Genomic DNA, 13,874 nt, shown 5'->3' with positions numbered 1-13,874 from the left:
GGGATCGGCGAGGTGGACGTGTCGTTCGCGAACCCGAGGCCCGGCCGCGGCTACGGCGTCCAGTGGCGTCCCCGGACCCCGGACCGGCCCGGTGCCCCCGTTCCCCGCGCGGCTCCCGCTCCCGGCAGGAGCGGCGCGGGGAGCGCGGTGCGCGACTAGACGACCGGGGTGGACGTGGTGGCGATGAAGTGCGGCTCCATGACGGCACCTCCTTTCCCGCTTTCGGAGAACCGCACGGACCAACGGTGTTCCCAGCGGAAGAGGGCATGCCGAATAAACGTGGGTAAACGATTGTTTCCCCGTTGTCCGTTCATCGCGTCGTCCGCCGGCTGAAACCCGATTTCGGGATCCGCGGGCCCGGCTCTCGTTCTCGCCGATGGGACAACGATGAACCGGCCTGACGGACGTGAGAATGGGTTTCCTGTTTCCGGAGGCGAGCGGAGACAGGAAACGGGCGCCGACCAGGCGGTCAGCCCGGTGCGACGCCCGTGGGATCAGGCACCCGTGCGGCGCAGCGCCTCCGCGAGCACGGCGTGGGCGCTGCCCGCGTGCGGGAGCCGTCCCAGGCGCACGAGGTCGACCGCGTCGGTGAAGGGCACGCGGCGCATCCGCTGGGTGCGGCGGCGGAGCCGGTCGCCCAGCGCCACGCCGTCCGCGCGGAACAGGTGCTCGACGTGGTCGCACACCAGGTCCGCCCCGTGGACGCGGCCGATCCTCGTCCACGCCGCCGCGCACAACCCGGTGCTGTCGGCGAGTTCCCGCTTGGCCGCCGCGGCCGGGTCGACGTCGGCGGTGCGGACCCGGCCGCCGGGCAGGCGCCACTCGGTGCCGCCGTGGGTGTAGACCCACTGGCGGGTGAGGACCACGCGGTCCTGGTCGTCGACGGCCAGGACGGTGACCGACGCGGGCACCACGACGCGCGTGCGCGCCTCGTGCCCCCCGTCCGGTCCGACGACCTCGTCCCGCCGGACCTGGAACGCGGGCGAGGAATGCACCACCACCGACGACAACCGCTGCCACACCGCCACGGCGTCGACGGGACCACTCGGGAGTTCCGCTGTCATGCGATCAATCGAACCACCGCGGAGTTCTCGAAAAGTTCGCGGAAAGCGGCCAATTGATAGACACCGCGCCGCGGGGGCGAAGGCGTTCCGACCGCCCGGTCGGGCGGTCCGCCGCGCCATTCGCACCGCGCTCACGCCCTCTCGGGCGCGTTCTGGTCGGCCTGGCCGACCAACGGGCGTCCACCCGGCCGAACCGCTCCTGCGCCGACCACCCGCACCTCGGGTCCGCGGTGCCGAACCCCCGATCTCAGGCCAAAAACACGCCAAAGTGCGGACATCCGGCCGCGCCGGCGGCGGGCCGTGGAATTCTGGCCGCACTCGTCCGGCACACCGGACGCGCAGCTCGACGGGAGGCGGCGAGCCGGCTTCCCCGCGTCGTGAGGGGTACGCGAGGAGGTCGGCCCGAACCGCTCCCGGATCCGCACCGCGCGGCCCGGCACCAACCACCACGGGAGCCGATCACGGTGAACACCTGCCACGCCGCCGCGGTCGTCGACCGCCTGCGCGCCCGCCTCGGCCTGGCCGAGACCGGATCCTGGACGGACGAGCACCTGACCGCGTTCGTGCGCTACGAGGACAACCCCGCCGTCCACCGCGGACTCCGCGAAGCCGTGTACCGCAGGCGGTTGGCGCTGCTCGCCGACCTGCTCACGCTCCACCTCGACGCCGCCGACCCCGCCGTGCGCCGGGACTGCCTCGACCAGCTCGACCTCCTCGCGCACGCGCCGCGGCACCTGCTCCAGGACGTGCTCTCCGTGCCCGCCTTCGAGGAGTGGCTCGGCGGGCCGCCGGACCCGACCTCGGCCGCGGGCCTCGGCGGGCTGCTCGCCGCCGCCCAGTGCGGTCGGACGGAGCCGGTGGTCCCGTGGTCGGGCCTGGTGGCTCCGCTGCACCTGGGCAGGCTCGTGGTGAGCGGCGCGGGCGGACGGGTCTCGGTGGCCGAGGACGGCACCACGCGGGTCACGACCAGCGGCGGCACGGTGGAGTTCGACCCGCTGCTGGTGCGGCGGCCGCTGCCGGCGGGCACGACGCCCACCTACGTCCTGCCCCAGACCCGGCACAGCGGCTTCGTGCTGGACGGGTTCGACCCCCGCCTCACCGACGGCGTCCTGCCCGCCGAACGCCTCGACGCCGGTCTGCCCAGGGCCCGCGCGTGGATCGACGTGGTCGACTCCGGGTCCTGCCTGCTGTCGTTCCTCGACCCGGCGGCCGGGAACCAGGTGGACCGCACCCTGCGGGTCATGGTCCCCCACCACCAGCCGGACGGCCGGAGGTTCGGCCTGCCCGCCCGCGAGATGATCAGCACCTCGTCCGACTCGACGTCGGGCGCGTTCGGCATCAGCCTCGGCGAGGAGGACCCGCTGAGGATCGCCGAGGCGCTGGTCCACGAGCACGCCCGCACCCGGCTGCGCGTCCTGCGGTGGGAGGTGCCCCTGCACCGGCCGGACCGCCGCCGCTACCCCACGTCGTGGCGCCGCGACGCCGCGCCCATCAGCGACCTGGTGCCGAGGATCGCGGCGACCACCCTGGTCGTCGCACTGCACCACGCCGCGCTGACCGCCGTCGCGGACCACCGGTGGCCCGTCGGGCGCCTCGGTGCCGAGGCGCCCGACGAGGCCGTCCTCGCCCGCACCGCGGCCCGCCGGAGCGACGAGCTGCTGCGCGAGATCAGCCGGGCGCTCATGGCCGACGAGGTGCTGCCGTTCGGCAGGCGGTTCCTGGTGGCGGCCTACGACACGGTCTCGGCGCTGCGCGCTGACCACGCCTGAGCGGGGCGGGACCGGTCAGCGCCGGGTCCACTTCTGGTTGGTCTGGCCGTTGCAGGGCCACGGGGCGGTGCGGGTGCCGTTGGCGGTGCCCTGGCCCACGGCGTCCAGGCAGAGGCCGGACTGGGCGTTGGTGAGCGAGCCGTCCGCGTTGGCGGTCCACCGCTGGTTCGCGGCGCCGGTGCACGGGCGGGCCAGGGTGGTGGTGCCAGGGGTCGTGCCCTCCAGGCAGGTCGACGCCGCCGTGCGCAGTTCCCGCACCGCGGTGGCGGTCCACCGCTGGCTCGCGGCGCCGGTGCAGTCCCACAGCCGGGTCGTGCCCTCGGCGCCGACGTCGAGGCAGCGGCCGGACTGCGTGCCCACCAGCGCGGTGCCCGTGGTGGGGGCGCCGGACAGGACGGCGGCCAGCGGCGGGTACCAGCGGCTCTCGATCTTGCGGATCCCGGTGCCGTCGTTGGGGTGCACGCCGTCGTAGGTGTCGGTCGCCGTGCTGAAGCCGGTCCACTGGTCGACCACGGTGATCGGCGAGCGGGCCGTGGTGTTGGCGGCGGCCCAGCCGGGGATGGCGCTGTTGAGGTCCACCACCCGCTGCGCGCAGGCGGAGCAGCCGGTCGGGTTCATCGGGATGATCTGGGCGACCAGGAGCTTCGTGTCCGGGTTGCTCGCGCGCATCTGGCCGAGGAGCTTGGTGTAGGCGGTGAGGATCGTGGTGGCGGGGATGCCGTTCCACACGTCGTTGGTGCCCAGGTGCATGAGGACGACGTCGGGCAGCGTGGCCGACAGCCAGCCGGGCAGCTGGTTCTCGTCGGCGATCCTGCTGGCCAGGAAACCGCCGTGGCCCTCGTTCTCGCCGTCGTGGGGGAATCCGCAGCCCTGCGCTGGCAGGGTGCCGACGAAGTCGGTGCCGGTCAGCCCGGTGTCCTGGAGGTGCTGCCACAGCAGGGCGCGCCAGCAGCCGGGTGAGCCGGTGATCGAGTCGCCGAGGGCCATGATCCGGACGGGGGCGGCGGCCGAGGCGGGGAGCGACGGGGTCAGGCACGCCGCGAGTGCCAGCAGGACGGCGAAGAGCGCTTTCATGGAAGAGCCTTCCATCGCAGGGACGCGATTCCTCGCCACTGGGGAGTGGTGAGCCGGCAGGCAGTTCCAGGTTAAGCGGTTAACGACGGGGCGACAAGGCCTGGTCGGAAACGGGGCCGGTGCTGGACCTCGGGACCAGCTCGGGGTCGGAGGTCTTGACGTGGCGGGGCTCGCCGCCGCCGATCACGTCGAGCAGCAGGCGCACGGCGGTCGCCCCGCGTTCGGCTATCGGCCTGCGCACGGCGGTCAGCGCGGGCCGCACCAGCCTGCACAGGGCGGAGTCGTCCCAGGCGACGATCGACAGCCGGTCGGGCACGGGGATGCCGAGCTCGTGGGCCACGGCGAGCGCCGACACGGCCATCACGTCGTTGTCGAACACCATCGCGGTCGGCGGTTCCGCACCGGTCAGCACCCGGCGCGTGACGCGGGCCGCGGCCTCGTCGGAGTAGTCGGCGTGCACGGCGCGCGCGTCCCGCAGGCCGAGCCGGGCGGCGGCCTCGGTGAAGGCCTTCGACCTGATCCTGGTGTGCACGAACGTGTCCGGGCCCGCCACGCGGACGATCCGGCGGTGGCCGAGCGCCACCAGGTACTCGACGACCTCGGCCACGGCGGACTCGTCGTCGGTCCACACGCACGGCAGGTCGGGCAGCACGGGTTCGGCGAGGACCACGGTCGGCAGGCCGAGTTCGCGCACGAGGTCGACGCGCGGGTCGTCGGCGCGCAGGTCGGCCAGCAGCACCCCGTCGACGCGCCTGCCCGCCCACCAGCGGCGGTAGGCCTCCAGCTCGGCGGTGGCGTCGTCGGTGACCTGGAGCAGCAGCGCGGTCGGACCGTCGGCGAGCGCGTCCTGGATCCCGGCGATCAGCTGCACGAAGAAGGGTTCGACGCCGAGTTCGCGGGCGGGCCGGTCGACCACGAGCCCGATCGCGTTGGCGCGGCCGTCCGACAGCGAGCGGGCGGCGCTGCTGGGCACCCAGCCGAGCCGGTCGGCGATGTCCATGACCCGTCTTCGGGTCGTCTCCGAGACGCCCGGCCTGCCGTTGAGCGCGTACGACACCGCGCCGGTCGACACACCGGCCGCCTTCGCGATGTCCGAGATGGTCGGACGCTTGTCCCGCACCGACGCCCCCTACCGCTTGTTGATCACGGAAGTCTAGCCCCGGACGACCGGTCCGCACGCCACCCGCGCGAGAGTAGTCTTCGGACGGTCAATCGGTTAAGCACCCTGGGGGTCTCCCGTGCCGTGGTTCGACATGCCCGCCGACCAGCTGGTCTCCTACCGCACGCCCACCGTCGAGCCGGACGGCCTGGACGAGTGGTGGAAGGCCCGGCTGGACGAGGCGCGGGCGGCGGCCAGGCCACCGGTCGTGACACCGCACGAGCCCGAGGCGTACGGCGCGCTGCCGGTCGCGGACGTGGAGTTCTCCGGCGCGGACGGCGACCCGATCCGCGCCTGGTACATCCGCCCGCCCGGCAGCGGCGACGCCCCCCTGCCGACCGTGGTCACGTTCATCGGCTACGGCGGCGGGCGCGGCCTGCCGGTCGAGCACACCCTGCTGCCCAGCACGGGTTTCGCGGTGTTCGTGATGGACACCAGGGGCCAGGGCGGGCGCTGGTCGGTCGGCGCGACCGGCGACCCCGGCGCGGCGCTGGCGGGCCCGGCGCACCCCGGCGTGATGACCAGGGGCATCGAGAAGCCGGAGTCCTACTACTACACGCGGCTGATGGTGGACGCGGCCAGGGCCGTGGAGGTCGTGGCCGGGCTGGACGGCGTCGACCGCGACCGGATCGCGGTCAGCGGCGTGAGCCAGGGCGGCGGGCTGGCGCTCGCCGCCGCCGCGCTCAGCGGCGACCTGGTGAAGCTGTGCCACGCGGACGTGCCGTTCCTGTGCGACTTCCAGCGCGCGATCACGCTCACCGGCAAGGCGCCGTACAGCGAGGTGGCCGACTTCCTGGCCCAGAACGTGCAGCTGGTGACCGCGGCGCTGGACACCCTGCGGTACGTCGACTGCGCGCTGCTGGCCCGCCGGATCACCGCGGAGTGCCTGCTCACGGCCGGGCTGATGGACGACGTCTGCCCGCCGTCGACGGTGTACGCGGCCTACAACGAGATCACGGCCCCCAAGGACATCGCGGTGTTCCCGTTCACCGGGCACTCCCTGCCGCGGGCTCACGTGGAGCGCCAGCTTCGCCACCTGCGGACGGTGCTGGCTCCCTGACGAGCGCGGCGGCCCCGACCAGCCCGGCGTCCACGCCGAGCTGGGCCGGGTGCACGTCGACGTGCCGGATGAAGTCCAGGCCGGGCCACCCCGCGAGCGATCCGGTGACGGCCGGGCCGAGCAGGTCCCACGCCTGCGCCACCCCGCCGCCGATCACCACCCGGTCGACCTCGCACAGCGCGGTGGCGACGGTGATCACCCGCGCCACGGCCTCCCCGGACCGGCGGAACGCGGCCCGCGCGATCGGGTCGCCCGCCCGCGCGGACGCGGCCAGCGACCGGCCGTCCGCGACGCCCGCGGCGAGCCAGCCCCGGTCGGAGGCCCAGCGCACGATGGACGGCCCGCTCGCGATGGCCTCCGAGCAGCCGCGGGCACCGCACGCGCAGAGCGGGCCGCCGGGTTCGAGCACGAAGTGGCCGACGTGCCCGGCGTTGCCGAGCGCGCCGAGGTGGGCCCGGCCGTCGAACACGAACCCGCCGCCGACACCGGTCGACACGACCATGCCCAGCAGCGCGCGGCTCCCCCGGCCCGCGCCGTGGTGGTACTCGGCCAGCGCCATGCAGACCGCGTCCCCGGCCAGCCGCACCGGCACGCCGGGCACCAGCGCGGAGACCCGGTCGACGAGCGGGAACCCGCGCCAGCCGCGGATGTTGACCGGGCTGACGGTGCCCGCGCGGACGTCCATCGGCGCCGCGCTGGCGATGCCCACGCCGACCACGTCGTGACCGGCGGTCAACCCGACCAGCACGACCTCCAGCGCCCGCCACACCTCGTCGCCGTCACCGGGCGGGGTGGCGGCGGACCTGCGGTCCACCACCGTCCCGTCCGGCGCGACGAGCGCGGCGGCCAGCTTCGTGCCGCCCACGTCCACGGCGAGTGCGAGATCGAACGTCAGCGCCATGCGGCTCACCTCGTCGGGTGGAGGGCTCCGGCGAAGTCACCCGGTGAGCACCACCGGATCAACGCCGCGTTTCGGGGGACGTCAGAGCAGGCGCTCGACCTCGGCCAGCTCGTCGGGGTCGAACTCCAGGTTCGCGGTCGCCGCGACCGTGTCCTCCAGCTGCGCCACGCTGCTCGCGCCCACGAGGGCCGAGGTGACCCGGCCGCCCCTCAGCACCCACGCGATGGCCATCTGGGCCAGCGTCTGCCCGCGCCGCTTCGCGATGTCGTTCAGCGCCCTGACCTTGCCGAGGGTCTCCTCGGTGAGCCGGTCGGAGGTGAGGAACGGGCTGTCGGACGCCGCGCGGGAGTCGGCCGGGACGCCGTTGAGGTACCGGTCGGTCAGCAGGCCCTGCGCCAGCGGCGAGAACACGACCGACCCGGCGCCGACGGTGTCCAGCACGTCCTGGAGGCCGTCCTCGATCCACCGGTTCACCATGGAGTACGACGGCTGGTGGACCAGCAGGGGCGTGCCCAGCTCGCGCAGCACCCGCGCCGCCTCGGCGGTCTGCTCCGGTGAGTAGTTGGAGATGCCGACGTAGAGCGCCTTCCCCTGCCGCACGGCCGAGTCGAGCGCGCCCATCGTCTCCTCGATCGGCGTCTCCGGGTCGGGCCGGTGGCTGTAGAAGATGTCCACGTGCTCCAGGCCGAGGCGGCCGAGCGACTGGTCCAGCGAGGACAGCAGCGACTTGCGCGAGCCCCACTCGCCGTACGGACCGGCCCACATCCCGTAGCCCGCCTTGGTGGAGATCACCAGTTCGTCGCGGTAGGGCCGCAGGTCGCGGCGGAAGTGCCTGCCGAAGTTCTCCTCGGCCGAACCGGGCGGCGGGCCGTAGTTGTTCGCCAGGTCGAAGTGCGTCACACCGAGGTCGAACGCCCGGCGCAGCACGGCCCGCTGGACGTCGGTGGTCCGGTCTCCGTCGCCGAAGTTGTGCCACAGACCGAGCGACACCGCGGGCAGCTTGAGCCCGCTGCGGCCGACTCGGCGGTAGGGCATGTCGTCGTAGCGCGTGTCCGCGGCGGCGTGGGTCACGGTTCTCCTCAGGGGGTGGGCGCGGGAGCACTGCTGCCCCGCTGGACGAGCACGGCGGCCGGTGACCACCGCTGCGCGACGGGCGCGCCGTCGATCAGCTCCAGCACCGACTCGGCGACCGAGGTGCCGAACTGGTGCACGTCGACGCTCATCGTGGTCAGCGCGGGCGAGGCCAGCCTGCACAGCGTCGAGTCGTCCCAGGCGAGCAGGCTCAGCTCGGTGGGGACGGCGACGCCGAACTCCTTGGCCGCGTTCAGCCCGGCCACGGCCATCACGTCGTTGTCGTAGAGGATCGCCGTCGGCCGCCGCTCGCGGGTGAGCAGCGCGGCCGTGAGCTTCGCGCCGGACTCCTCCGAGTAGTCGCCCTCCAGCACCACCGGCTCGACGCCCGCCGCGTGGCAGCCCGCGAGCAGCGCCGCCGAGCGGGCACGGGTGTGCAGCAGCTCCCCCGGTCCGCTGATCCGCGCGATGTGCCGGTGCCCCAGCTCCAGCAGGTGCGCCAGCGCCTCCTCCATCGCCCCGGCGTCGTCGGAGCGCACAGCGGGCACCGGGAGGTCCGGCGACGGCTCGCCGACGACGATCGTGGGCAGCCCGACCTCGCGCAGCACCGCCAGCCGGGGGTCGTCGACCGTCCGGTTGACCAGCAGGACGGCGTCCACCAGGTGCTGCGCGGCCCACCGGCGGTACGCGGCGGTCTCGGCGTCGTGCGCCGCCACCACGTGCAGCAGCACGGACAGCCCGCGCTCGGACAGGCGCTCCTCGATGCCCGCGATGAACTCCATGAAGAAGGGTTCGGCGCCGAGCAGCCGGGCCGGGCGGGCGAGCACCAGCCCGACCGCGCCGACCGACTCCGTCGGGGTGGCTCCCATTCAGGACCTGACCGCGGGGGTCACGAGGCCGTTGGCGCAGCGCAGGACGTGCGGCGCGGCGAGCACGGCCGGGTCGGCCAGCACGGCGGCCGTGCGCACCAGGAACGAGCGGGTCTCCCCCGCGAGCATCGGCACCAGCATCTCCTCGACGACGGCGTCCGGGGCCACCCGGTCGGCCAGCAGGGCGACGTCCCGCGCGAACGACGTGGCGCGCACGTCGACGCGGTAGCCGCCGGTCACGGCCTCGACCCGCGCGCTGAGCGGGGCCGGGGCGTAGGACAGGTCGCGGTCCTCGGCGAAGAGGTGGACGGCGCGCACGTCGGCCGTGGTGGCCACCAGCACCTCTCCTTCCGGGTCGTTCGGGGTGACCAGTGGCTCGGTCGGCTCGATCAGGGCCGCGGTCCGGGCCCGCACCGCGAACGCGAGCCTAGTCGCCTCCAGCACGTCGCCGCCGAAGGTCAGCCGTTCCAGCGCCACCTCGCCGGACCACTCCTCGTCGTGGTCGTTCACCGCGACCAGCACCAGCCGCCCGTCCCTCGGCTGGAACGTCAGCAGCCGGGGCGCGAAGGCGTGCCGCAGCGAGTACCAGAGCGGCTTGGGCCGCTCGTCGCCGTCGACCGCCGCCCACGACGTCGCGGGCCAGCAGTCGTTGAGCTGCCACACGACCGCGCCCGCCGTGCGCGGCCACCAGGACCGGAAGTGCTCGACGCCGAACGCGACCGCGCGGGCCTGGTTGAGCTGGGTCGCCCAGTGCCAGTCGGAGAAGTCCTCGGGCACGGGCAGGTGGGCGGCCAGGCCGCGGTCGAGCTTGCCGTTGCCGTCCTCGGCCTTCTGGTGCAGCAGGAACGTCGGTGAGGTCGACGTCAGCGGCTCGTCGTGCACCCAGTTCGTGAGCGTGGCCCACGTCGGCGGCCCCTGGAAGCCGAACTCGGAGCAGAAGCGCGGTACGTGGTCGAGGTAGTGGGTGTAGTCGAGCCGGTTCCACACCTCCCACTCGTGCCGCGTGCCGTGGTCGGGGTCGTTGGGGTGCACGTCGCCGGGGCTGTACGGGCTGCCCGGCGAGTAGTGCCGGGTCGGGTCCAGCTCGGCCACGATCGCGGGCAGCAGCTCGGTGTAGTACCCCAGCCCCCAGGTGCGGCCCGCGAGCTGCTCGGCCCAGCCCCAGTCGGCGAAGCCCCACAGGTTCTCGTTGTTGCCGTTCCACAGCGCCAGCGACGGGCGGCCGACGAGCCGGGCGACGTTCTCGCGCGCCTCGGCCTCGACCTCGCCGCGCAGCGGCTCCTCCTCGGGGTAGGAGGCGCAGGCGAACGGGAAGTCCTGCCACACCAGCACACCGCGCTCGTCGCACACGTCGTAGAAGTCGTCGGTCTCGTAGATCCCGCCGCCCCAGATCCGCAGCAGGTTCAGGTTCGCGCCCACGGCCTGGTCGACCCGGCGGGCCAGCCGGTCGCGGGTGATCCGGGTGAGGAAGTGGTCGTCCGGGATCCAGTTGGCGCCCTTGGCGAACACGCGCTTCCCGTTGACCACGAAGGTGAACGGGGTGCCGATCTCGTCGGGCTCGGTGTCGACGGTGATGGTGCGGAAGCCGATCCGCTGCTCGGCGGAGTCGACGACCTCGCCGTCCGCGAGCAGCTCGACCTCCAGGTCGTAGAGGGGCTGCGGGCCGTACCCGACCGGCCACCACAGCTCCGGGTCCGGCACGACGACGGTGACCGCGGCGGCACCGCCGTCCACCCGCACGCGCTCCGAACGACCGGCCACGGTGGCCACCAGCACGAGGTCTTCCCCGCCCTCGACGTCCACCCGCACCTCGACGCGGCCCTCGCCGTCGACCGTCACCAGCGGGCGCACGGACGCGAGCCTGGCCGTCGACCACCGCTCCAGCCGGACGGGCTTCCAGATGCCCGCCGTCTGGAGGTCGGGCCCCCAGTCCCAGCCGAACGAGCAGGCCATCTTGCGGACCATGTTGAACGGGTGCGGGTACGCGTGGTCGCGCCAGCCCAGCTCCGCCTCGACCTCCTCGGCGTGGGCCAGCGCGGACCGGAAGGTGACCACCAGGTCGTTCGAGCCCGCCCGCAGCACGTCCCGCACGTCGAACCGGTAGCCGCGGTGCATGTTCCGCACCGATCCGAGCGGCACGCCGTTCAGCTCGACCTCCGCCACCGTGTCGAGACCGTCGAAGACCAGGTCGACCCGCTCGCCGTCGGCGGGGGCGTCCGCGTCGAACGCCAGCGCGTAGCGCCAGTCGGCGCGGTGCACCCAGGCCAGCTCCTCCTCGGCGCGGTCGAGGTAGGGATCGGGGATCAACCCGGCGGCCAGCAGGTCGAGGTGGGTGCTGCCGGGCACCTCGGCGGGCACGCTCACACCCCGGACGGCCTCGGGCACGTCGCCCGACACCGCGCTCAGGTGCCACCCGTCGTGCAAGGTCTGGTGGATCATGGGGTCCCCGCTCCACGAAGTGACTCGAAATCAGGTCGATTCTTACGTCGGCAACTAAAGTAAGTCAATGATGGTGCTCCGACGACCGACAGGGATGTAGCTCACCGTGCCTTCCGCACCCTTCGCCTCGAACCCCGACCACGCACACCTGCGCGCGGCGGGGGTGAGCCTCGCCCTGGACCTGTCCGGCGACACCCTGCCCAGGGTGCTGCACTGGGGTGCCGACCTCGGCGAGAACGCCTCGTTCGCCGCGCTGCGCACCACGACGCAACGGCAGCCGATCGGCAACTCGATCGGCGGCCCCGTCGACGTCGCCGTGCTGCCCGAGCAGTCCGCAGGCTGGCTCGGCACGCCCGGCCTGGTCGGCAACCGCGCGGGCCGCGACTTCTCCACCGCCTTCCGCGTCACCGCCACGTCGGTGTCCGACGGCGGCGTGGTCGTGCGCGCCGAGGACACCGCCGCGGCGCTCGCACTGGAGCTGACCGTCGAGCTGACCGCCGCGGGCCTGGTCCGCCAGCGGGCGGTGCTGACCAACACCGGCGGCTCGCCGTTCGCGGTGGACGCGGTGAACCTGACCCTCCCGGTGCCGCCGGAGGCCGTGGAACTGCTCGACTTCACCGGTCGCCACCTGCGGGAGCGCGCACCGCTGCGCACCGCGTTCACGCAGGGCCTGCGGATGAGGGAGAACCGCACGGGCCGCACCGGCTACGACTCGGCGTACCTGCTCGCCGCGGGCACGGAGGCGTTCGGCCACCGCACCGGCGAGGTCTGGGCCGTCCACACGGCGTGGTCCGGCAACCACCGCACGTTCGCCGAGCGGACCTTCCACGCCGTCTCCCTGCTCGGCTCCGGCGAACTGCTGCTGTCCGGCGAGGTCGAACTGGCGCCCGGCGAGTCCTACACGTCGCCGTGGCAGTACGGCTCCTACGGGGCGGGCCTGGACGAGGTCTCCGCCCGCTTCCACGACGACCTCCGCGCCCGCCCCCAGCACCCGTCCAGCCCCCGCCCGGTGGTCGTGAACACCTGGGAGGCCGTCTACTTCGACCACGACCTGACCCGGCTGAAGGACCTGGCCGACGCCGCGGCGGCCGTCGGCGGCGAGCGCTTCGTCCTCGACGACGGCTGGTTCGGCTCCCGCCGCGACGACCGGCGCGGTCTCGGCGACTGGTACGTCTCCGACGAGGTGTGGCCGGACGGCCTGGGCCCGATCATCGACCACGTCACCGGCCTCGGCCTCCAGTTCGGCCTCTGGGTCGAACCGGAGATGATCAACGAGGACTCGGACCTCGCCAGGGCCCACCCGGACTGGATCATGGCCCCCGGCGACCGCCTCCCCGGCGCGGCCCGCAACCAGCAGGTGCTGGACCTCGCCCGCCCGGAGGCGTTCCGGTACGTCTTCGACCGCCTCGACGACCTGCTGTCCACCTACGACATCTCCTACCTCAAGTGGGACCACAACAGGGACCTGGTGGAGGCGGGCCACCGCCCGACGGGCCGCGCGGGCGTCCACGGCCAGACCCTCGCGACCTACCGCCTGCTGGACGAACTGCGCGCCCAGCACCCCACCGTGGAGATCGAGTCGTGCTCCTCCGGCGGCGGTCGCGTGGACCTCGCCATCCTCCAGCGCACCGACCGGGTCTGGGTCTCCGACTGCATCGACGCCCTGGAACGGCAGAGCATCCAGCGCTGGACCAACACCCTCGTCCCGCTGGAGCTGATGGGCACCCACGTGGGCTCGGGCACCTCCCACACCACCCACCGCAGGCACCCGCTCGACTTCCGCGCGGGCACCGCCCTCTTCGGCCACTTCGGCATCGAGTGGGACCTCACCAAGGCATCGGAGGAGGACCGCACCCGCCTGGCGGAATGGGTGGCCCTGTACAAGGAGGTGCGCGGCCTCCTGCACACCGGCACGGCCGTGCACGCGGACCACCCGGACCCGGCGTACCACGTCCACGGCGTGGTCGCGAAGGACGGCACGGACGCCCTCTACGCCATCGTCGCCACGGACACCTCCGCCTACTACCCCACCGGCCCGGTGCGCCTCCCCGGCCTGGACCCGGAGAGGACCTACCACGTGCGCCCGCAGGCACCGGGCGACGTCCCGGACGGCAACGCCGTCCGGTGGGGCGTGCGGCTCCCGTGGTGGACCGACGAGGGCATCACCACGACCGGCCGCGCGCTGGCGGTGGCGGGGGTCCAGGCTCCGGTCCTGTTCCCGGAGCGGTTGGTGCTCGTCCGAGCCACGGCTCGTTAGGGAGCCGCGGCTCGTCAGGGAGAGGTGCGAGTTCCAGCGTGGTGTGGCCGAGGTGACGTGGGGCCCCTCGATTCGACCCTTTGCCGGGCCAAGAAGGGCAGGTGGGAAGCCCTCAGCCCGACAAAGGGTCGAATCCCCCGAGTAAAACCGGCCACGCTTCCAGGCACCACGTGCCGGTTCGCAGGTCGCAAGGCCTACCACCCGCCTTGCC

10 protein-coding genes are annotated in these 13,874 nt (G+C 73.6%); 3 read left to right on the top strand and 7 right to left on the bottom strand.

The window, feature by feature from the left end; translation table 11 throughout:
- Positions 1–494: 494 nt before the first annotated feature.
- Positions 495–1,064 carry an NUDIX hydrolase gene (locus VFZ92_RS24275; RefSeq protein ID WP_330878326.1) on the bottom strand — a complete coding sequence of 190 codons (570 nt, stop codon included), beginning with the start codon at positions 1,062–1,064 and terminating at the stop codon, positions 495–497.
- A gap of 464 nt (positions 1,065–1,528) precedes the next feature.
- Here VFZ92_RS24275 and VFZ92_RS24270 point away from each other — a divergent pair, with 464 nt between their 5' ends.
- Positions 1,529–2,833 carry an aKG-HExxH-type peptide beta-hydroxylase gene (locus VFZ92_RS24270; protein ID WP_330878325.1) on the top strand — a complete coding sequence of 435 codons (1,305 nt, stop codon included), beginning with the start codon at positions 1,529–1,531 and terminating at the stop codon, positions 2,831–2,833.
- Between the two features lie 15 nt (positions 2,834–2,848).
- Here VFZ92_RS24270 and VFZ92_RS24265 read toward each other — a convergent pair whose 3' ends face one another.
- Positions 2,849–3,907: a ricin-type beta-trefoil lectin domain protein gene (locus VFZ92_RS24265; RefSeq protein WP_330878324.1), complete on the bottom strand. Its 1,059-nt coding sequence runs from the start codon at positions 3,905–3,907 to the stop codon at positions 2,849–2,851.
- Between the two features lie 79 nt (positions 3,908–3,986).
- Positions 3,987–5,027 carry a LacI family DNA-binding transcriptional regulator gene (locus tag VFZ92_RS24260; protein WP_330878323.1) on the bottom strand — a complete coding sequence of 347 codons (1,041 nt, stop codon included), beginning with the start codon at positions 5,025–5,027 and terminating at the stop codon, positions 3,987–3,989.
- A 133-nt stretch (positions 5,028–5,160) separates the two neighbouring features.
- Between VFZ92_RS24260 and VFZ92_RS24255 the strand changes: the two genes are divergently transcribed.
- A complete protein-coding gene (locus tag VFZ92_RS24255; RefSeq protein ID WP_330878322.1) occupies positions 5,161–6,126 on the top strand; it encodes an acetylxylan esterase in 966 nt (321 codons plus the stop codon).
- Here the strand turns inward: VFZ92_RS24255 and VFZ92_RS24250 are convergent.
- The 4 genes from VFZ92_RS24250 to VFZ92_RS24235 form a co-directional block, all read right to left on the bottom strand.
- Positions 6,053–7,027: an ROK family protein gene (locus VFZ92_RS24250; protein ID WP_330878321.1), complete on the bottom strand. Its 975-nt coding sequence runs from the start codon at positions 7,025–7,027 to the stop codon at positions 6,053–6,055. The two genes, VFZ92_RS24255 and VFZ92_RS24250, sit on opposite strands and share 74 nt — an antisense overlap.
- 81 nt (positions 7,028–7,108) lie before the next feature.
- Positions 7,109–8,098: an L-glyceraldehyde 3-phosphate reductase gene (gene mgrA, locus VFZ92_RS24245; protein ID WP_330878320.1), complete on the bottom strand. Its 990-nt coding sequence runs from the start codon at positions 8,096–8,098 to the stop codon at positions 7,109–7,111.
- Positions 8,099–8,106: 8 nt separating this feature from the next.
- Positions 8,107–8,967, bottom strand: coding sequence for a substrate-binding domain-containing protein (locus VFZ92_RS24240; RefSeq protein WP_330878319.1), 861 nt, complete (start codon positions 8,965–8,967; stop codon positions 8,107–8,109).
- Positions 8,968–11,406 (bottom strand): glycoside hydrolase family 2 protein, encoded by a 2,439-nt coding sequence (locus tag VFZ92_RS24235; protein ID WP_330878318.1) that lies wholly within the window; start codon positions 11,404–11,406, stop codon positions 8,968–8,970. It lies immediately after the preceding gene.
- A gap of 106 nt (positions 11,407–11,512) precedes the next feature.
- On the opposite strand from VFZ92_RS24235, the gene VFZ92_RS24230 reads away from it, so the two are divergent.
- On the top strand, positions 11,513–13,663 hold the full coding sequence (locus VFZ92_RS24230; protein WP_330878317.1) for an alpha-galactosidase: 2,151 nt from the start codon (positions 11,513–11,515) through the stop codon (positions 13,661–13,663).
- Positions 13,664–13,874 lie beyond the last annotated feature (211 nt).

Origin of the sequence: Umezawaea sp., from assembly GCF_036375055.1 — a bacterium.
Lineage (GTDB): Bacteria > Actinomycetota > Actinomycetes > Mycobacteriales > Pseudonocardiaceae > Umezawaea.
This window is presented reverse-complemented; position numbering and strand designations above follow the sequence as displayed.